This window comes from Pseudomonas vancouverensis (assembly GCF_004348895.1).
Taxonomy (GTDB): Bacteria; Pseudomonadota; Gammaproteobacteria; order Pseudomonadales; family Pseudomonadaceae; genus Aquipseudomonas; species Aquipseudomonas vancouverensis.
This window is the reverse complement of sequence record NZ_RRZK01000030.1, coordinates 258,404-277,121: the sequence shown is the minus strand read 5'-3', so window position 1 is coordinate 277,121 and position 18,718 is coordinate 258,404. Positions and strand designations below refer to the sequence as shown.

Annotated in this window: 18 protein-coding genes; 13 read left to right on the top strand and 5 right to left on the bottom strand. The window is 60.4% G+C overall.

The features are described 5' to 3' along the window. The first annotated feature begins 3 nt into the window (after nucleotides 1-3). The 9 genes from folK to EIY72_RS23470 all read left to right on the top strand — a co-directional run bounded on the left by folK (nucleotide 4) and on the right by EIY72_RS23470 (nucleotide 12,081). The gene (gene folK / locus EIY72_RS23515; protein ID WP_093230197.1) at nucleotides 4-489 is read left to right on the top strand and encodes a 2-amino-4-hydroxy-6-hydroxymethyldihydropteridine diphosphokinase; all 486 of its coding nucleotides are present in this window, start codon (nucleotides 4-6) and stop codon (nucleotides 487-489) included. Between the two features lie 275 nt (nucleotides 490-764). Then, a complete protein-coding gene (gene panB, locus EIY72_RS23510; RefSeq protein WP_093230194.1) occupies nucleotides 765-1,565 on the top strand; it encodes a 3-methyl-2-oxobutanoate hydroxymethyltransferase in 801 nt (266 codons plus the stop codon). After that, nucleotides 1,562-2,422, top strand: a complete 861-nt coding sequence (gene panC, locus EIY72_RS23505) for a pantoate--beta-alanine ligase (RefSeq protein WP_093230192.1) — start codon at nucleotides 1,562-1,564, stop codon at nucleotides 2,420-2,422. Before panB ends, panC begins: the two co-directional genes overlap by 4 nt. A 180-nt stretch (nucleotides 2,423-2,602) precedes the next feature. Next, entirely contained in the window at nucleotides 2,603-2,983 is a 381-nt protein-coding gene (gene panD, locus EIY72_RS23500) for an aspartate 1-decarboxylase (protein ID WP_003228271.1), read from the top strand. A 228-nt stretch (nucleotides 2,984-3,211) separates the two neighbouring features. Next, nucleotides 3,212-4,876 (top strand): glucose-6-phosphate isomerase, encoded by a 1,665-nt coding sequence (pgi, locus tag EIY72_RS23495; RefSeq protein ID WP_093230189.1) that lies wholly within the window; start codon nucleotides 3,212-3,214, stop codon nucleotides 4,874-4,876. A 130-nt stretch (nucleotides 4,877-5,006) separates the two neighbouring features. Then, the gene (acs, locus tag EIY72_RS23490) at nucleotides 5,007-6,944 is read left to right on the top strand and encodes an acetate--CoA ligase (RefSeq protein ID WP_093230186.1); all 1,938 of its coding nucleotides are present in this window, start codon (nucleotides 5,007-5,009) and stop codon (nucleotides 6,942-6,944) included. Between the two features lie 22 nt (nucleotides 6,945-6,966). Continuing rightward, a complete protein-coding gene (locus EIY72_RS23485; RefSeq protein WP_093230183.1) occupies nucleotides 6,967-7,839 on the top strand; it encodes an oxygenase MpaB family protein in 873 nt (290 codons plus the stop codon). Nucleotides 7,840-8,013: 174 nt separating this feature from the next. Next, nucleotides 8,014-9,030: a class I SAM-dependent rRNA methyltransferase gene (locus EIY72_RS23475; protein ID WP_093230180.1), complete on the top strand. Its 1,017-nt coding sequence runs from the start codon at nucleotides 8,014-8,016 to the stop codon at nucleotides 9,028-9,030. 93 nt (nucleotides 9,031-9,123) lie between these two features. Beyond that, nucleotides 9,124-12,081: a DUF748 domain-containing protein gene (locus EIY72_RS23470; RefSeq protein WP_093230177.1), complete on the top strand. Its 2,958-nt coding sequence runs from the start codon at nucleotides 9,124-9,126 to the stop codon at nucleotides 12,079-12,081. Between the two features lie 279 nt (nucleotides 12,082-12,360). Here the strand turns inward: EIY72_RS23470 and EIY72_RS23465 are convergent, their stop codons facing one another. Together EIY72_RS23465 and EIY72_RS23460 are read right to left on the bottom strand one after the other, a co-directional pair. After that, nucleotides 12,361-12,717, bottom strand: a complete 357-nt coding sequence (locus EIY72_RS23465) for a BON domain-containing protein (protein ID WP_093230174.1) — start codon at nucleotides 12,715-12,717, stop codon at nucleotides 12,361-12,363. Between the two features lie 303 nt (nucleotides 12,718-13,020). Then, the gene (locus EIY72_RS23460) at nucleotides 13,021-13,446 is read right to left on the bottom strand and encodes a pilin (protein WP_093230171.1); all 426 of its coding nucleotides are present in this window, start codon (nucleotides 13,444-13,446) and stop codon (nucleotides 13,021-13,023) included. Nucleotides 13,447-13,673: 227 nt separating this feature from the next. On the opposite strand from EIY72_RS23460, the gene EIY72_RS23455 reads away from it, so the two are divergent. From EIY72_RS23455 to yacG, 4 genes are read left to right on the top strand one after another with little or no spacing between them, the layout of a single operon-like run. Continuing rightward, nucleotides 13,674-14,891, top strand: a complete 1,218-nt coding sequence (locus EIY72_RS23455) for a type II secretion system F family protein (RefSeq protein ID WP_093230168.1) — start codon at nucleotides 13,674-13,676, stop codon at nucleotides 14,889-14,891. A gap of 1 nt (nucleotide 14,892) precedes the next feature. Then, nucleotides 14,893-15,765, top strand: coding sequence for a prepilin peptidase (locus EIY72_RS23450; protein WP_093230166.1), 873 nt, complete (start codon nucleotides 14,893-14,895; stop codon nucleotides 15,763-15,765). Next, a complete protein-coding gene (gene coaE / locus EIY72_RS23445; protein WP_093230163.1) occupies nucleotides 15,762-16,385 on the top strand; it encodes a dephospho-CoA kinase in 624 nt (207 codons plus the stop codon). Before EIY72_RS23450 ends, coaE begins: the two co-directional genes overlap by 4 nt. Beyond that, the gene (yacG, locus tag EIY72_RS23440) at nucleotides 16,382-16,582 is read left to right on the top strand and encodes a DNA gyrase inhibitor YacG (RefSeq protein ID WP_093230160.1); all 201 of its coding nucleotides are present in this window, start codon (nucleotides 16,382-16,384) and stop codon (nucleotides 16,580-16,582) included. The genes coaE and yacG overlap by 4 nt, the downstream gene beginning before the upstream one ends. A gap of 8 nt (nucleotides 16,583-16,590) precedes the next feature. Here yacG and EIY72_RS23435 read toward each other — a convergent pair whose 3' ends face one another. The 3 genes from EIY72_RS23435 to EIY72_RS23425 form a co-directional block, all read right to left on the bottom strand. Further along, nucleotides 16,591-16,806 carry a hypothetical protein gene (locus EIY72_RS23435; protein ID WP_093230157.1) on the bottom strand — a complete coding sequence of 72 codons (216 nt, stop codon included), beginning with the start codon at nucleotides 16,804-16,806 and terminating at the stop codon, nucleotides 16,591-16,593. A gap of 64 nt (nucleotides 16,807-16,870) precedes the next feature. Then, nucleotides 16,871-17,560 carry an energy-coupling factor ABC transporter permease gene (locus EIY72_RS23430; protein WP_093230154.1) on the bottom strand — a complete coding sequence of 230 codons (690 nt, stop codon included), beginning with the start codon at nucleotides 17,558-17,560 and terminating at the stop codon, nucleotides 16,871-16,873. Nucleotides 17,561-17,678: 118 nt separating this feature from the next. After that, nucleotides 17,679-18,611 carry a LysR family transcriptional regulator gene (locus tag EIY72_RS23425; RefSeq protein ID WP_093230151.1) on the bottom strand — a complete coding sequence of 311 codons (933 nt, stop codon included), beginning with the start codon at nucleotides 18,609-18,611 and terminating at the stop codon, nucleotides 17,679-17,681. Between the last annotated feature and the right edge of the window lie 107 nt (nucleotides 18,612-18,718).

The window sequence follows — 18,718 nt, the reverse complement described above, 5'->3', positions numbered from 1 at the left end:
GCCATGGAACGCATCTACATCGGCATGGGCAGCAACCTGGCTGACCCCGCCGAGCAACTGCGCAGCGCCATCGAAGCGCTGGCGCAATTGCCCCAGTCGTCACTGATCGGGGTTTCCGCATTTTACCAAAGCGACTCGCTGCTGCCCGGTCAACCGCGTTACACCAACGCGGTGGCCGCCCTCGACAGCACCCTGGCTCCGCTGGTGTTGCTCGATGCCTTGCAGGCCATTGAAAATGACCAAGGGCGCGAACGCCTGGAGCGCTGGGGGCCGCGCACACTGGACCTCGACATCCTGTTGTTCGGCGACCGCCTGATCGACGAGCCGCGCCTGAAAGTACCGCACTACCACATGCAGGAACGCGCCTTCGTGTTGTACCCGCTGGCCGAACTGGCACCGGCGGACTTGTGCCTGGCCGATGGCCGAACCCTGGCCGAACTGCTCGGCGCTTGTCCGTTCGTCGGACTGGAACGTCTCCCCGCCCGTTGATCGCAGTCCCACACGGGCCTGCGAAACGTCCTACAGATTCTGCTGAATCGCATCAGTTACGCCGGTAACACCTCAACCGTAACAATGCGGTAACACATGCAATTGACTTCCCTCGTTCTCATCACGACTATAGGCGTCCCGCTGCCGCCAACACGGCGTTGAAGGGCGCAATCCAGGCCGTAAAAGCACGACAACAGAACGTGCGCCTGTGTTTATCGAAGAATCACGCGCGTTACTCGCAGTAGTTTCCACAGCGCCTGAATGAGGAACTTTTCATGCCAGCCATTACCCTGACCACCCTGCAAGGTCTCAAGCAAAAAGGTGAAAAGATCACCATGCTGACCTGCTATGACGCGACGTTCGCCCATGCCTGTAACCAGGCGGGTGTCGAAGTGCTGCTGGTGGGCGACTCCCTCGGCATGGTTTTGCAGGGGCACGACAGCACCCTGCCGGTGACCACCGCGGAAATGGCTTACCACGTCGCCGCAGTCAAGCGCGGTAACACCGACGCGCTGATCCTCGCCGACCTGCCCTTCATGGCCAACGCCACCCTCGAACAGACCATGGTCAACAGCGCCACGCTGATGCAGGCCGGTGCGCACATGATCAAGGTCGAAGGTGCGTTGTGGCTGGCCGAGTCGATCCGACTGCTCGCCGAGCGCGGCATTCCGGTCTGCGCCCACATGGGCCTGACCCCGCAGGCGGTGAACATCCTGGGTGGCTATAAAGTCCAGGGCCGCAACGAAAACCAGGCGCGGCAGATGCGTGCAGACGCCATCGCCCTGGAACAGGCCGGTGCCGCCATGTTGTTGCTCGAGTGCGTGCCGAGCGAACTGGCGCAGGAAATCACCCAGGCCGTCAGCATTCCGGTCATCGGCATTGGTGCCGGCAACGCCACCGACGGTCAGGTTCTGGTCCTGCACGACATGCTCGGCCTGTCGATTACCGGCCGCGTGCCAAAATTCGTGAAGAACTTCATGAATGGCCAAACCAGCATTCAAGCTGCCTTGACTGCCTATGTGACGGAAGTCAAAGCGGCGACATTCCCAGGTATCGAGCACGGATTCTCTGCATGAACACCGTAAAAACCGTACGCGAACTGCGCGCCGCCGTGGCCCGCGCCCGTAGTGAAGGCAAGCGCGTCGCCTTTGTACCGACCATGGGCAACCTGCACAGCGGCCACGTCGCGCTGGTGACCAAGGCCTCCCAACGGGCGGACTTCGTGGTCGCGAGCATTTTCGTCAATCCGCTGCAATTCGGCGCCAACGAAGACCTCGACAAGTACCCGCGCACACTCGCCGCCGACCAGGAAAAACTGCTCCAGGCCGGTTGCCACCTGCTGTTTGCCCCAGGTGTCGAGGAGATGTATCCCGACGGCATGGCCGGTCAGACTCGTGTCAGCGTGCCGCAACTGTCCGAAGGCCTGTGCGGCGCCAGCCGTCCGGGGCACTTCGAGGGCGTGGCAACAGTAGTCAGCAAGCTGTTCAACATGGTTCAACCAGACCTGGCGATTTTCGGCGAGAAGGATTTCCAGCAACTGGCGGTGATTCGCGCGCTGGTGCATGACCTGAACATGCCGATCCAGATCATCGGCGAGCCGACCGTACGTGCGACCGATGGCCTGGCACTGTCGTCGCGCAACGGTTTCCTCAACGAAGAGCAACGCGCGGTAGCACCGGTGGTGTATCGCACGCTGAACGCCATCGGTGAGTCGATCAAGCAAGGTGAGCGTGATTACCCGACGCTGATCGGCGCGCAGCTCAAGCAGCTCGAAACGGCCGGCTTGCGCCCCGACTACCTGGAAATTCGCCATGCCCTGACCCTGCGCCCGGCGACGGCGCAGGATCGCGACCTGGTGATTCTGGTAGCGGCATTCCTCGGGACGACACGGTTGATCGACAACCTGCACCTGAACCTGGATGCGCCGGCCTGATACGAAAAACCTGTGGGAGCGAGCTTGCTCGCGATGAGGGCCTGAAGCTCAACATTTGTGTTGGCTGACAGTCCGCTATCGCAAGCAAGTTCGCTCCCACAAGGGGATCTCCATCGCTTCGAGATTGCATTCCCCCAACAACCCCTTCGGGCCCTTTGCCCGCCGACCCGGGAAACATTCATGCACGCCATCATGCTCAAGGCCAAGCTGCATCGCGCCGAAGTCACCCATGCTGTACTCGATTACGAAGGTTCCTGCGCCATCGACGGCGAATGGCTGGACTTGTCCGGTATCCGTGAGTACGAGCAGATCCAGATCTACAACGTCGACAATGGCGAGCGCTTCACCACCTACGCCATCCGTGGCGAAGAAGGCTCGCGCATGATTTCGGTCAACGGTGCGGCGGCGCACAAGGCCAAGGTCGGCGACCGGGTGATCATTTGCGCTTACGCCCACTACAGCGAAGCTGAACTGCTCAACTTCAAGCCGCGCATGCTCTACATGGCTCCGGGCAATGAACTTAGCCACACCAGCAATGCCATTCCGGTTCAGGTTGCCTGATCGAGCCCAAGCAAAGTCCCCTCCGTTTGTCGGACCGTTCCCTGCTTGATGTACAAAAAAGTACCGGGAACGGGTCAGACAAAGTCAAGACAGAACGCGGCGCGAAGGTTACTGTATTCGCCCTGCGCCATGAAATCGCATCGACGCAGATGACCGGACGCCGACCCGCAGCGCTCCGGTATTTTTAGTGTTAAAAATGCCGTTCTAGTAAAAAGGAAACCCGCAGCGATGGCGTACTACCGCACACCTCACGACGTGACCGCTCTGCCCGCCTGGCAAGCGTTGAATGACCACCGCCAAGCCATGCAGGATTTCAGCATGCGTGAGGCCTTCAACGCCGACCCGCAGCGCTTTACCCAATTCACCCTCAGCAGCTGCGGACTGTTTCTCGACTACTCGAAGAACCTGATCACCCCCGAAACCCGCAACCTGCTGGTGGGCCTGGCCAACGAAGTCGACCTCAAGGGCGCCATCAAGTCCCTGTTCGACGGCGAAATCGTCAACTCGTCCGAGGGCCGCCCTGCCCTGCACACCGCCCTGCGTCGCCCGGTTGGCGACAAACTGTCGGTCAATGGCGTCAACGTGATGCCGGAAGTGCACAAGGTGCTGAACCAGATCACCGACCTCGTCGGCCGCATCCATGACGGTCTGTGGCGTGGTTACACCGAGAAGCCGATCACCGACGTGGTGAACATCGGTATCGGTGGCTCCTTCCTCGGCCCGGAGCTGGTCTCCGAAGCCCTGCTGTCCTACGCCCAGAAAGGTGTGCGCTGCCATTACCTGGCGAACATCGACGGCAGTGAGTTCCACGAACTGACCCAGAAGATTCGCGCCGAGACCACGCTCTTCATCGTCTCGTCGAAATCGTTCAATACCCTCGAAACCCTGAAGAATGCCCAGGCCGCACGTGCCTGGTACCTGGCGCAGGGTGGTTCGGAAGCCGAGCTGTATCGTCACTTCATTGCCGTATCGAGCAACAACGCGGCGGCCGTGGCCTTCGGTATCCGCGAAGAAAACATCTTCCCGATGTGGGACTGGGTGGGCGGGCGTTACTCGCTGTGGTCGGCCATCGGTTTGCCGATCGCCCTGGCCATCGGCATGTCCAACTTCAAGGAACTGCTGTCCGGTGCCTACACCATGGACCAGCACTTCCAGAGCGCGCCGTTCGAACAGAACATGCCGGTGCTGTTGGCCTTGCTCGGTGTGTGGTACGGCAATTTCTGGGGCGCGCAAAGCCACGCGATCCTGCCGTACGACCACTACCTGCGCAACATCACCAAGCACTTGCAACAGCTGGACATGGAATCCAACGGCAAGAGCGTGCGTCAGGACGGCAAACCCGTGTCCACCGACACCGGCCCGGTCATCTGGGGCGGCGTGGGCTGCAACGGTCAGCATGCGTATCACCAGTTGCTGCACCAGGGCACCCAACTGATCCCGGCCGACTTCATCGTGCCGATCGTCAGCTTCAACCCGGTGTCCGATCACCATCAGTGGCTGTACGCCAACTGCTTGTCGCAGAGCCAGGCGCTGATGCTCGGCAAGACCCTGGCCGAGGCCGAAACCGAACTACGTGACAAAGGCATGAGTGACGCCGAAGTGCAGAAACTCGCGCCGCACAAGGTGATCCCGGGCAACCGTCCGAGCAACACCCTGGTGGTCGAGCGCATCAGCCCGCGTCGCCTTGGTGCTCTGGTGGCGATGTACGAACACAAGGTCTTTGTGCAGAGCGTGATCTGGGGCATCAACGCCTTCGACCAGTGGGGCGTGGAGCTGGGCAAGGAATTGGGCAAGGGCGTGTACAACCGCCTGGTAGGTAGCGAAGAAACCGTGGCCGAAGATGCTTCGACCCAAGGCTTGATCAATTACTTCCGTGGTCGTCACCGCGGATAATCCCGCGCCGGCAGCTTTACCCTGTGGGAGCGAGCCTGCTCGCTCCCACAGTTGTTTTGTGCACGACTTGAACCACAGGGGCACTCGGCGCATCTTTATCCTTGTCGCAAAACAAGCATAAGGAACCGTCATGTTCGATATCAGCACGTTCCCCAAAGCCGATGCCGTCCGCCGGGCTGCACAACTGAGTCAAGACGACTACCACCGCCTGTACCGCGAATCCATCGAACACCCCAGCACTTTCTGGGCCGAACAGGCCACCCGCTTCATCGACTGGATTGCCCCTTGGGACACCGTCCAGCGCTACAACCTGAAGACCGGTGAAGCCAGCTGGTTTGCCGGTGCCAAACTGAACGTCAGCTACAACTGCATCGATCGCCACCTGGCGCAACGCGCCGATCAGATCGCGATCATCTGGGAAGGCGACGACCCAGCCGACTCCACCTCGATCACCTACCGACAATTGCATGAAAACGTCTGTCGCCTGGCCAACGTGCTGAAAAGCCGTGGCGTGAAAAAAGGCGACCGCGTGTGCCTGTACATGCCGATGATTCCCGAGGCGGCCTACGCCATGCTCGCCTGTACCCGCATCGGCGCGGTGCATTCGGTGGTGTTTGGCGGATTTTCACCGGACTCCCTGCGTGACCGCATTCTCGACGCCGACTGCCGCACCGTCATCACCGCCGACGAAGGTATTCGCGGCGGCAAGGTCGTGCCACTCAAACAGAACGTCGACAAGGCCCTGCAAAGCTGCCCCAACGTCAGCACAGTGATCGTGGTTGAGCGCACCCATGGCCAAGTGAACCGGGTTGAAGGTCGCGATATCCGCTATCAGCAAGCCCTCAGCGAAGCCAGCGCCGACTGCCCGCCCGAACCGATGGGCGCCGAGGATCCGCTGTTCATCCTCTACACCTCCGGCAGCACCGGCAAACCCAAAGGCGTGATGCACACCACTGGCGGCTACCTGCTGCAAGCGGCGATGACCTTCAAGTACTGGCTGGACTACCGCGACGGCGAAGTTTTCTGGTGCACCGCCGACGTCGGCTGGGTCACCGGCCACAGCTACATCGTCTACGGCCCACTGGCCAATGGCGCCACCACGCTGATCTTCGAAGGCGTACCGAATTACCCGAGCACCTCGCGCTTCTGGCAGGTGATCGACAAGCACAAAGTGAACATCTTCTACACCGCGCCGACCGCCCTGCGCGCGTTGATGCGCGAAGGTCCCGAGCCACTGAAGCAAACCTCGCGCGCCAGCGTCAGGTTGCTCGGCACCGTCGGCGAGCCGATCAACCCGGAAGCCTGGGAATGGTATTTCCATGAAGTCGGCGAAGAGCGCTGCCCGATCGTCGACACCTGGTGGCAGACCGAAACCGGCGGCATCATGCTCAGCCCCCTGGTTAGCGCCCAACGAATCAAACCCGGCTGCGCCACCCAACCCATGTTCGGCGTACAGCCGGTGTTACTCGACGAGCAGGGCAAGGAAATCAAGGGCGCCGGCAGCGGCGTGCTCGCCATCAAATCCAGCTGGCCGGCGCAGATCCGCAGCGTCTACGGCGACCCGCAGCGCATGGTCGACACCTACTTCAAACCCTACCCCGGCTACTACTTCACCGGCGACGGCGCACGCCGCGACGAGGATGGCGACTACTGGATCACCGGACGCATCGACGACGTGATCAATGTCTCCGGCCACCGTATCGGCACCGCTGAAGTGGAAAGCGCACTGGTGTTGCACGAAAGCATCGCCGAAGCCGCTGTCGTTGGTTACTCCCACGACATCAAGGGCCAGGGCATCTACGCCTTCGTCACGCCCATGAACGGCGTCGATCCCGGGGAGGAACTGAAGAAGGAACTGTTGACCCTAGTCAGCAAGGAAATCGGCAGTTTCGCCAAACCGGACCTGATCCAGTGGGCACCAGCCTTGCCGAAAACCCGCTCAGGCAAGATCATGCGGCGTATCTTGCGCAAGATCGCCTGCAATGAGCTGGACAGCCTGGGTGACACCTCGACCCTGGCCGACCCGAGCGTGGTGCAAGGGCTGATCGATAAACGCCTGAACCAGTAACGACTCACGCCTACAGGTCCCCATGGAATTCATCCGCAACCGCATCGAAACCCAGATCATGAGCTTGTCCGGGCTATCGCTCGGCAAGCTCGACCTGGAAAACCCCAAGGGCGACCCGGGCCTGTTCGGGCCGGACTCGGTGAGCTGGCAAGTCCATGGCGACTTCAGCAGCATGCTCATCGGCGGCATCAGCGCCCTGATGCTGCAAGCCCTGCATCCGCTGGCACTGGCCGGGGTCTGGGATCATTCGAATTTTCGTGAGGACATGCTCGGCCGCTTGCGCCGCACCGGGCAGTTCATCTCCGGCACGACCTTCGGCTCGCGGCAGGATGCCGAATGGCTGATCGAGAAAGTCCGCACCATTCACCTGCAGGTTACCGGCACCGCGCCGGATGGGCGCGCCTACGCCGCCAGCGATCCCGATTTGCTGACCTGGGTGCATGTCGCCGAAGTCAGCAACTTTCTCGCGGCCCATCTGCGCTATCGCAACCCGCACCTGTCCCCACGGGATCAGGATCGCTATTACGCCGAGATTGCCTTGGTGGCTGAACGTCTGGGCGCTCGCGATGTGCCGCGTTCCCGGCAGGAAGTCAGCGAATACCTTGCGCGCATTCGTCCGCAACTGCTGTGCGACGAGCGCAGTCGAGAAGTGCTTCGCCTGCTGTTGAATGCCCCCGCACCCAGTCGGTTGGCCAAGCCGTTTGGCGGCTTGATGATGCAGGCCGGGATCGATCTGTTGCCCGACTGGGCCAGTGACATGCTCGGCGTCAGCCAGAGCCCGCTACAACGCCAGTTGATCCGTGCCGGCATCAATCGCAGCGCACCGATGCTGCGTTGGGCGGTGCGCAATGGATCAGTCCAGCGGGCGAAACGGCGCATGGGCCTTCTGACCTGACAAAAAACCTGTGGCGAGGGAGCTTGCTCCCGTTCGAGCGCGAAGCGCTCGCCATACTAATAAGTAACTTGAGATTTTGGGGCCGCTTCGCAGCCCAGCGGGAGCAAGCTCCCTCGCCACGGATACAAAGCTGCTAAACTCCCGCGCCCAATTCCCGTCAGCAAGGCGCCCAGCATGTCTTCCTTGAATCAGGCGCTGCGCGCCGCCCTCGATCAACGCCAGGACCTGCTTGCCGAACTGCATGGGCAAGGCACTGATTGCTATCGCCTGTTCCATGGCAGCCAGGAAGGTGCCGGTGGCCTGACCATCGACCGCTACGGCCCGCAACTGATGGTGCAAAGCTTCCATCAATCGCTCGAACGCGACGCTTTGCTGCAATTGCACGAAATCGTCAATCAGTACTTGGGCTTTGCCACCCTGCTGGTCTACAACGACCGCTCCCGTGGCAACTCGCGCATCGATCGCGAAGACACCGTTTACCGTGCCGACGAGGCGGCGTTGCAAGACCTGGTCGGCCACGAGTGGGGGCTCAACTACCGCGTGCGCGGGCGCCATGCCGGGCAAGACCCGCTGTTGTTCCTCGACCTGCGCAACACGCGGGGATGGGTCAAGGCACACAGCCAGAACAAAAGCGTGCTGAACCTGTTCGCCTACACCTGCGGCGTCGGCCTCAGTGCTGCCGCCGGCGGCGCGCACGAGGTGTGCAACCTGGACTTCGCCGAAGGCAACCTGGCGGTCGGTCGGGAAAACGGTCTGCTAAACCCGCAACTGCCAACCATGGAATTCATCCAGTCCGATTACTTCCCGGCCATTCGCCAGTTGGCCGGCCTGCCCATCAGCCAGCGCCGCGGCCAGAAACTGCCGAGCTACCAACGTCTGGAGCAGCGCCAGTACGACCTGGTATTGCTCGATCCACCGGCCTGGGCCAAGAGTGCCTTCGGCACCGTCGACCTGCTGCGCGACTACCAGAGCCTGTTGAAACCGGCGTTGCTGACCACCGCCGACAACGGCGTGCTGATCTGCTGCAACAACCTGGCAAAGGTCAGCATGGACGATTGGCGCGAGCAGGTACTGCGCTGCGCGGAAAAGGCCGGCCGCCCGGTTCGCGAATGGTCGGTGATGAAACCCGCTGCCGATTTCCCGTCGCTGGATCAGCAACCGCCGCTGAAGACGCTGATCCTGCAGCTTTGACGCCTGTCAGATAAATCTGAATCTTCCTCAACAGGGTGATTGCTTCGGAACCGGAATCGCGTGCCATACTCCAAGGCACTTCGATTCAGACAGATGAAGCCGCACATGTACAAAGGACTGATTCGCGCCCTCGGCGCCTTGTTGACTGCTCTGGCCCTCTACAGCCTGTTGGGGTTTCTGATCTTGCCGGGAATCGCGTTGCGCGTGGCCAACCAGCAACTGGCCCATTACGCCAACACGCCCGCCAGCCTGCAACGGATCGAATTCAACCCCTTCAGCCTTGAACTGACCCTGTGGGGCCTGAACATCGGCGAGCCCGGCAAGGAACAGGTTGGCTTCGAACGCCTGTACGCCAATCTGCAGCTGGACAGTCTGTGGACCAAGGCACTTCACCTGTCCGACATCGAACTGGAAAAGTCCAAGACCGAAATTCTCTTCAGCAAGGACGGCAAACTCAATCTCCTCGGTCTGTTCAAGCTGCCCGCCAGCGACCCCACACCGGCGGATCCGAATGCCAAGCCATTCCCGTTGCGGGTGGATCGGATTCAGCTGGCCCATGGCGTCGTGCACTTCCAGGATGCGCGGCCGAGCGAGCCGATCGAATTCCTCTACGACAAACTCGATTTCGAGCTGCACAACCTCAGCACCCTGCCCGAAGACAGCGCGAAAATGACGCTGACCGCCATCGGCCCGGCCGGTGGGCAGATCGACTGGACCGGTACGTTCAGCCTGATCCCGATTGCCTCGGAAGGTCAGCTGAAAATCACTGACGGCAAAATGCGAGCCTTCTGGCCCTATGTGCGCGACGCGGTGCCACTGGACCTTGAGCAAGGCGATATCAGCCTCAGCACCGACTACAAACTCAACCTGTCGAAAGAAACCGAGCTGCTGCTGAGCAATGTCTCGGTCAACATCGCGCCGTTCGCGATCAAGGCCCCGGACGGTCGCCCACTGGTGAAACTCGAACGTCTGGACGTCAGCGAAACCACCGTGGACCTGGCCAAACAGCAAGTGGTGGTAGGCAAGATCCGCAGCAACAAGCTGGAAACCTGGGCGGCGCTGGAGTCCGATGGCCAGCTCGACTGGCAAAAACTGTTTGCCAGCCAGCCTGCAAAATCGACCGCCAAAGCCAAGGCTGAAGCCGAACCAGCCAGTACCCCGGCTGCCGCTGATTCACCAAAACCTGAACCGGCAGCCCCCGGCAAGCCTTGGCAGGTCCTGCTCAATGACGTGCAACTGCGCAACTATCAGGTGCACCTGGCTGATCGCAAGGCGCAGCCCCCTGTGGCGCTGGAGCTCGGTCCGCTGAACCTCGACCTGCAGAAGTTCGACAGTCTCAATGGCTCACCCTTTAACCTCAAGCTCGATACCGGCGTGGGCAAGCAAGGCAAGCTGATGGCCGAGGGCGAAGTCAATCTGGCCCCGATCACCGCCAACTTGAAGGTGCAGACCAAGGACATCGACCTGCGTGTCGCGCAGTCCTACATCACCCCGTTCATTCGCCTGGAACTGCGCAGTGGCATGCTCGGCAGCGATCTGGCGGTCAACCTGAAAAGCGTCGAACCCCTGGCCTTCAGCGTCACCGGCCGCGCCCAGGTCGATCAATTGCATACCCTGGACACCCTGAAAACCCGCGACTTCCTCAAATGGCAACAGGTCGTGGTCGACGGCCTGAACTATCAGCACGGTGACAGCCTGTCGATCGACAAGGTCAGCCTGTACCAGCCCTACGCGCGTTTCATGATCAACGATGACCGTACCACCAACATCGATGACCTGTTGATCCCGCAACCGCCCGACTCCGGCGCCAAGACCGCCGCCAAGCCTGCCGCCAGCAAGGACAAGCCGCTGGGCATTCACATCGGCGGCATCGCCATCAATGACGGCTCGGCCAACTTCGCCGACTTCAGCCTGACCCCGAACTTTGCCACCGCCATCCAGCAACTCAACGGCCAGATCGGCACCATCGACAGCCGCCAGGCCAAACCGGCCAGCGTCGACGTCAAGGGCAAGGTCGACCGTTACGCCCCGGTGACCATCAAGGGTGCGGTCAATCCGTTCGACCCGATGTCCAGTCTCGACATTGCCACCAGTTTCAAACGCGTGGAACTGACCACGCTGACGCCTTACTCCGGCAAGTTCGCCGGCTACCGAATCCGCAAGGGCCGGCTCAACCTCGACTTGCACTACCAGATCACCAAGGGCCAACTCAAAGCCGAAAACAAAGTGGTGGTCGAACAGCTGCAACTGGGTGAAAAAGTCGACAGCCCCGACGCCGTCAGCCTGCCGCTGAAACTGGCGATCGCCTTGCTCAAGGATGTCGACGGCAAGATTTCCATCGAGTTGCCGGTGACCGGTGACCTGAACAATCCACAGTTCAGCGTCATGCCGATTGTCTGGCAGACCTTGCGCAACTTGATCGTCAAAGCCGCGGCGGCGCCGTTCAAACTCATCGGTGGTCTGATCAATGGTGGCGGCTCGGAAGATCTGGGCAGCGTCTCGTTCGCACCGGGTTCCAGCGAGCTGGGCAAGGATGCCGAAAGCTCCCTCGACAAACTCTCCAATGCGCTCAAGGCACGCCCGGCCCTGCGCCTGGAAATCGAAGGTACCGCGGCACAGAGCAGCGATGGTCCATTGATTGCCGAGCAACGCCTGGAACGCGAATACCAGTACAACTACTACAAGATGCTCCAGCGCCGTGGCGACAAGGTGCCGGCGCAAGCGTCGTTGCTGGAAGTGCCGGACAACGAAAAAGGCCCTCTGCTGGAAGGCATTTATCGCACTCGCCTGAAGGCACAACCACCTGCGGAATGGAAAGACCTGGGCAAGGAAGAACGCACGGCAAAAATGCGCGCGGACGTGATCAAGTTCTGGAGCTCCAGCGACGTGCTGTTGCGCCAGCTCGGCCAGGAACGCGCCAGCAGCATCAAGGATTACCTGGTCGACAAGGGCAAGCTGGAAGACGACCGGGTGTACTTCATCGATGCCAACCTGGGTGAGGCTGAAAGTGATGGTCGGGTGGTGACACCGATGCACCTGGATGCGGAGTGAGGGTGCGGGAGCATATCGCCTCTGTAGGAGCCAGCTTGCTGGCGATAAACGCCAACGAAAACGCGGGGCATCAGACACCCCGCGTTATCCATGACTCCATCGCAAGCAAGCTTGCTCCTACAGGTAATCGCCCCCCCAAATAGAACAGGCCCCGGCAGTGATGCGCGGGGCCTGTAATGGCCACATCCTTGTGGCCGTTCGCATGAACTCTCGGATAGCGGCAGACGTATGACTCGGCCCGTCTACCGTTCCTCTCCCGTCCAGGCGAGAAGTCTTGCCTTACTCGGCTTTCAGGCCGTCAGCGGAGACCGCTTTGACGCCTTTGATTTTCTTGGTGATGGCCACGGCGGTGGTTTTCTGTGCCTCGGTAACGGCTACAGTCGACGACAGCGAGACAACACCCTTGTTGGTTTCTACCTTGATGTCGGTGCCTGGAATGCCTTTTTCGGTCATCAGGTCACTTTTGACTTTGGTGGTGATCCAGGTATCGGAAGTAGCTTCTGACGCCTTGGTCATTTCACCCGCGGCCAGGGTCATTGGCGCCTGGGTGGCCTGGGTGGTCTGGGCAAACGCAGCGTTAGCCATGGTCAGGGTCAGCGCGGTTGCAGTAGCGGCAGCGATAGCGAACTTCTTCATACGTGTAACTCCTGTTTTTCTGAAAAGTCTGCCGGTGTCTTGTTGGCAGGGTTAACAGGGATATTGCGAACGTTGTGCCAACTTTCCGAATAGATAAATATCCATATAAATCAATAGGTTATTAAAACAGCTAATTTTCGAATTCATGCAATTTGCATGACTTGCGTATTCGCTGCATGCAAGTTGCGGGTTTACGGAAAGTTCCTAAGCTCATGAATTTTTTGGGCTTTCCTTCACGTTTTGAATGAATTATCCAAGGATGAAAAAAAGCCCCGAATTCGCGGGGCTTCGTTTACCGGGGTATCAGGCCGACTTTGCAGAACTGCCGCAGCCTTTGGGTGCGTAGTCCTTGCCGACATCGCTATCACAGGACCAACCTTTGCTTTCGTCCCGTGTCAGGGTGATGGATTTGCCCTGGACCGGCCCCGGCGCGTTGTGCAACGTGCACTTGATCGCTCCAGGCCCCGAGGCAACCGGTGCTGTTACCGTCATCGCGCAATTGGTCGTGGACGCTTCGCCGCCGGGTACCACATTACCGGTGGTGGGTGTGTCACCCTGATTGATCACATCCTCGAACGACACCTTCATCGCCGAGATCTCCGCAAGCCCGGCAGTGACACTGGCCCGCGCCTGATACTTGGAGTACATCGGCAAGGCGAACGTCGCGAGAATTCCGATGATCGCCACCACGATCAACAGCTCGATCAGGGTAAAACCTTTCTGATTCATAAACGGGCTCCATGCATGAGTCGAAATCTCATGATCTCCAACCGACTCAGCACAGCCTGTGCCAGGCCTCTGTGCCCATGGCTTGGGAGCGAGACCGTTACGGTGTCGTGTTTTCTCACCACGAAATCGCACAATCTGACGTTTTTTGTCACCTGGACGACGGTGGTTAGGTCGCAGCGTTTGACTAGGCTATAACAGGCATCGACCAGGATTACCCAGGACGGAACATGGCGCTCAAAGCAGCGAAAATCAGCGTGTATGCGTGGGAAGGCACCGACCGCCAAGGCGCAAGAATCGCTGGCGAGCTCAGCGGCAACAATCCCGCGTTGATCAAGGCTCAATTGCGCAAGCAAGGCATCAAGCCCGGCAAGGTGCAAAAAAAAACGCCGTCACTGTTCACTCGGGGTAAACACATCAAGGCGCAGGACATTGCCCTGTTCACCCGCCAGCTGGCGACGATGATGAAGGCCGGCGTGCCCCTGCTGCAGTCGTTCGACATCATCGGCGAGGGCTTCGACAACCCGGTCATGCGCAAGCTGGTTGAAGAACTGAAACAGGATGTCGCCGCTGGCAGCAGCCTGGCTGCCGCGCTACGAAGAAAACCGCAGCACTTTGATGAGCTGTACTGCAACCTGGTGGATGCCGGCGAACAGGCCGGTGCACTCGATACCCTGCTCGAGCGCGTTGCCACCTACAAGGAAAAGAGCGAGCGCCTCAAGGCCAGGATCAAGAAGGCCATGACCTACCCCGCGGTCGTGGTGCTCGTCGCCGTTATCGTCACGGCGATTCTGCTGGTCAAGGTCGTGCCGCAGTTCGAATCGATGTTCAAGGGCTTCGGCACCGAGTTGCCGGCGTTTACCCAGATGATCATCTCCCTGTCGCGGTTCATGCAGGCCCAATGGTGGATGCTGCTCGGTGTACTGATCGCGGTGATATTCGGTGTGCGTCACGCCTTGCGGGCATCCCGGGGCTTTCGCGAACAGATGGACAGGTGGCTGCTGAAACTGCCGTTGGTGGGCACTTTGATGTACAAATCCGCCGTGGCCCGTTTCGCCCGAACCCTGTCAACCACCTTCGCCGCCGGGGTGCCCCTGGTGGAAGCCCTCGATTCGGTGGCCGGTGCGACCGGCAACAGCGTCTTCAAGGCAGCCGTTTCACGTGTTCGCCAGGATGTCGCGGCCGGCATGCAACTGAACTTCTCCATGCGCGCGACGGGGGTGTTCCCCAACATGGCGATCCAGATGACCGCGATTGGCGAAGAGTCCGGCGCGCTGGATGACATGCTCGACAAGGTCGCGGATTTCCATGAGGCCGAGGTCGACAACCTGGTCGATAACCTCACCAGCCTGATGGAACCGTTCATCATGGTGGTGCTGGGTGTTATCGTCGGCGGCCTGGTGGTTGCGATGTACCTGCCTGTCTTCCAACTCGGCTCAGCGATCTGACATGCCCCTAGACGACATCCTGATTCACTACCCGCTGGCCTTCGTCGTTCTCGCTGGCGTGATCGGCCTGCTGGTGGGCAGCTTTCTCAACGTGCTGGTCTGGCGCCTGCCAAAAATGCTCGAACGCGAGTGGCGCGTGCAGGCCCATGAGATTCTCGGGTTGCCCGCTGAAACACCACAGACCACCTACAACCTGTTCTTGCCGCATTCGCACTGCCCGCACTGCGGCCATACGATCCGCGCCGTGGAAAACATTCCCGTCCTCAGCTACCTGTTTCTGCGAGGTCGCTGCGCGGCCTGCTCGGCACCCATCAGCAAGCGTTACCCACTGACCGAGCTGGCCTGTGCACTACTGTCCGCAGGTGTTGCCTGGCATTTCGGTTTCGGCTGGCCGGCCGGCATGGTCCTGTTGCTCAGTTGGGGCTTGCTGGCCATGTGTCTGATCGATGCCGAGCATCAGGTCTTGCCCGACGTGCTGGTCTTGCCCTTGTTGTGGCTGGGACTGATCGTCAACAACTTCGGCCTGTTCGTGACGTTGCCCGAAGCGTTATGGGGCGCAATTGCCGGTTACACGGTGCTGTGGTCGGTGTTCTGGCTGTTCAAGCTGCTGACCGGCAAGGAAGGCATGGGCCATGGCGACTTCAAGCTGCTGGCGATGCTCGGCGCCTGGGGCGGCTGGCAGATACTGCCGCTGACGGTCCTGTTGTCATCGGTGCTGGGGGTGATTCTCGGGACGATTTACCTGCGCCTGCGCAACGCGAAAACCTCGACGCCGATCCCTTTCGGCCCCTATCTGGCGATTGCCGGCTGGATTGCCTTGCTCTGGGGTGGTCAAATAACCGACTTCTATTGGCAGTTTGTCGGTTTGAAATGAATACCCCTGTGGAAAAACCCTGGATTCTCGGCCTGACCGGCGGCATCGGCAGCGGCAAAAGCGCGGCGGCGCAACACTTCATCGACCTGGGCATCCATGTCGTCGACGCCGATCATGCTGCCCGTTGGGTGGTGGAGCCGGGCCGTCCGGCGCTGGCGAAGATCGCCGAACACTTCGGCCCCGGCGTGCTGCAAACGGACGGGCAACTGGACCGCGCGGCACTGCGCAAGCTGATCTTCGAAGTACCGCTAGAGCGTCGCTGGCTCGAAGCCCTGCTGCATCCGCTGATCGGCGAGGAAATCGCTCACCATCTGGCACTGGCAGAATCGCCTTATGCGATCCTGGTTTCGCCGTTGCTGATCGAATCCGGGCAGTACGCGATGACGCAACGGGTGCTGGTCATCGATGCCCCCGAACAGTTGCAGATTGAACGTACCCTGCAACGCGACCAGACCAGCGAACAGCAGGTCCAGGCGATTCTCAAGGCCCAGTCGAGCCGCCAGGACCGCGTCAGCCATGCCGACGACGTGGTGGTCAATGACCGCGACCTCGCCTGGCTGCACAGCGAGGTTGAACGCCTGCATCACTTTTATCTTACCTTGCGTGGAGGCCAGTCATGAGCCAACCAACAACCGTTGAATGCCCAACCTGTGGCGCCCCCGTGGAATGGGTCGCCAGCAACGTCAACCGGCCATTCTGCTCGGACCGCTGCAAACTGATCGACCTCGGCGCCTGGGCGTCGGAAGAACACAAGATCCCGGTCGCACCGGATGCCGAGGATGAGTTGTTCAGCGGCGATTTCGATCCGCGCCACTGATCGAGCCCTCAGGGCCGCATGAAACCGTAGTCCTGTTCGTCGTCGAGGTTCTCTGCGAGAAACCTCAGCTCATCGGCCAGATCCTCGGCACTGCGCACCACCTTGCTCTGTTGCACCACCGCGCTGAGCAAGGCGCGCAGGCTCAGGCCCGGATCAAAACCCACCTCCTGCGCCATCTCCAGACTCTGGCGCAACTCCTGCCTTGCCCACTCGTAGACACTCATGCCGACACTCCTGAAAAGTTTTGTCGATCATGAAATCGTCCGCGCCAAGCGACGATGACGTGGATCAAGACTTGGGGTCGTCATCCTTCCAGGGTGCCGAGAGATAACGGGTGCGGTTGAACGTCTCCAGCCACTCGGGGCAAAACACCACCAGCGCACTGACCAGCATGCCGTTGATAAAGGCCTCGGGGAAAATGATCAGCCACAGGTAACCGACAAAATCCTCCAGCCAGTACGGCATCTCGAAACGCTCATCGAACCACAGCAGCCACAACCCCAGCAGCAGGCATAACAGCGCCGACAGCGCCGCGGCGAAGAACCCGGATACGAAGATATACACAAAGGGATTACGCGGCTGCGCGCGTTCGACGAGGATCGCACAGCACTCGGTGACCAGCACCGGCAACACAATCAGCAACGAGCCGTTGACGCCGACCGCCATCAGGTCCTGACGCCCCATCAATACCAGCCCCATCTGCGCCACCAGACCACCGACGATTGCCAATGGCCAGTCCAGCAGCAAGGTGACCGCCGTCATGCCGATGAAGTGGTACGACACCCCAGTGTCGAAGTCGCGCCGCACCAGCCACAACAGAAACAACGCGAACACCGTCCCGAACAGCAAATGCTGACGGCGACTGTCGGTAAACAACTCGACCCAGGACACCCGACACACCGCCCAGATCAGTACCGGCACATAGATCAACCAGCCTGTCGTGAGGGTTTCGGGGGACAGCAGTTCGGCACCGATCATGACCGCACGCCTTCCCGTGCGTGGCCCGATGCCCCGATGAGGCAGACTTTCACTGATGACTCCTTACCCGCAAACAATCTGCCCTCAGTCTACACCGCCCCTCGCGTGCCCTTCGACCTCAGGCCCAATGCCGTGGATCGTTGATGATTGCGTCATGCGCGGCGAACAATCCGGGCAACTCGGCCTTGAGAAAATCCACCCAGGTGCGGACCTTGGCGTCCAGAAAACGCCGCGACGGATACTGTGCATACACATTGCGCTCGCGCAGACGGTATTCGGGGAGCACACGCAATAAGGTGCCGTCGCGCAAGGGGCGCGTGGCGGCATAAAACGGAACCAGGCTGATGCCCATCCCCTCCTCCGATGCCTTGACCATCGACTCCGCCACGTTGCACTGGAAGGTTTTGGCCGGGCGGATGGCGTGCTCACCGCCCGCCCCCTGGAACAGCCATTGATCGTCATACAACGGATCGACCATGCGCAGGCATTGATGATCGGCCAAGGCCTGCGGATGCTGGGGAACCCCGCGTCTTTGCAGGTAACCCGGCGAGGCGCAGGGTACGCTGTAAAGGTGACCGACAGCCTGGGCCACCCACTGCGAATCGGCCAGTTCCGGCGCAATGGAAATCATCACGTCATGCACCTGCTCCAATGGATCGGGATTGCGTTGCGACAACGTCAACTCGAACACCACGTCGGGGTACAGCTCGTTGTAACGGGCAATGAGCGGCGTGATCAATACACCCAGACCGCTCATGCTGTGCACCCGCAAGCGTCCGGCCGGTTTGAGATGGGCGCCGCGTGCCTCGTCGGTGGCTTCGTCCATTTGCTCGACAATGTGCCTGCCGCGCAGCAAAAACCGCTCGCCTGCCTCGGTCAGGCTCAACCGTCGTGTGGTGCGCTGCAGCAAACGCGCCTGAACATGCTCCTCCAGATCGGCGACCAGCCGCGACACCTGCGCAGTCGACAGGTCCATCGCCTCGGCAGCGGCCGTGAAGCTGGCACAGTCCACCACGCGAATGAACACCCGCAGGTTGTTAAGCAGATCCATAAGCCCTCCACGGGCACTCACTATTACGTTTTATGTAAGGCTGCATCAGCTGTTCGCCCCTTTATCCACAGGTGCCAGGGATTAGACTTCTCACATCGGAAACCAAA

Coding starts and splice junctions, on each gene's coding strand:
- folK (WP_093230197.1), top strand. CDS start 4: ATGGAACGCATCTACATCGGCATGGGCAGCAACCTGGCTGACCCCGCC.
- panB (WP_093230194.1), top strand. CDS start 765: ATGCCAGCCATTACCCTGACCACCCTGCAAGGTCTCAAGCAAAAAGGT.
- panC (WP_093230192.1), top strand. CDS start 1,562: ATGAACACCGTAAAAACCGTACGCGAACTGCGCGCCGCCGTGGCCCGC.
- panD (WP_003228271.1), top strand. CDS start 2,603: ATGCACGCCATCATGCTCAAGGCCAAGCTGCATCGCGCCGAAGTCACC.
- pgi (WP_093230189.1), top strand. CDS start 3,212: ATGGCGTACTACCGCACACCTCACGACGTGACCGCTCTGCCCGCCTGG.
- acs (WP_093230186.1), top strand. CDS start 5,007: ATGTTCGATATCAGCACGTTCCCCAAAGCCGATGCCGTCCGCCGGGCT.
- EIY72_RS23485 (WP_093230183.1), top strand. CDS start 6,967: ATGGAATTCATCCGCAACCGCATCGAAACCCAGATCATGAGCTTGTCC.
- EIY72_RS23475 (WP_093230180.1), top strand. CDS start 8,014: ATGTCTTCCTTGAATCAGGCGCTGCGCGCCGCCCTCGATCAACGCCAG.
- EIY72_RS23470 (WP_093230177.1), top strand. CDS start 9,124: ATGAAGCCGCACATGTACAAAGGACTGATTCGCGCCCTCGGCGCCTTG.
- EIY72_RS23465 (WP_093230174.1), bottom strand. CDS start 12,717: ATGAAGAAGTTCGCTATCGCTGCCGCTACTGCAACCGCGCTGACCCTG.
- EIY72_RS23460 (WP_093230171.1), bottom strand. CDS start 13,446: ATGAATCAGAAAGGTTTTACCCTGATCGAGCTGTTGATCGTGGTGGCG.
- EIY72_RS23455 (WP_093230168.1), top strand. CDS start 13,674: ATGGCGCTCAAAGCAGCGAAAATCAGCGTGTATGCGTGGGAAGGCACC.
- EIY72_RS23450 (WP_093230166.1), top strand. CDS start 14,893: ATGCCCCTAGACGACATCCTGATTCACTACCCGCTGGCCTTCGTCGTT.
- coaE (WP_093230163.1), top strand. CDS start 15,762: ATGAATACCCCTGTGGAAAAACCCTGGATTCTCGGCCTGACCGGCGGC.
- yacG (WP_093230160.1), top strand. CDS start 16,382: ATGAGCCAACCAACAACCGTTGAATGCCCAACCTGTGGCGCCCCCGTG.
- EIY72_RS23435 (WP_093230157.1), bottom strand. CDS start 16,806: ATGAGTGTCTACGAGTGGGCAAGGCAGGAGTTGCGCCAGAGTCTGGAG.
- EIY72_RS23430 (WP_093230154.1), bottom strand. CDS start 17,560: ATGATCGGTGCCGAACTGCTGTCCCCCGAAACCCTCACGACAGGCTGG.
- EIY72_RS23425 (WP_093230151.1), bottom strand. CDS start 18,611: ATGGATCTGCTTAACAACCTGCGGGTGTTCATTCGCGTGGTGGACTGT.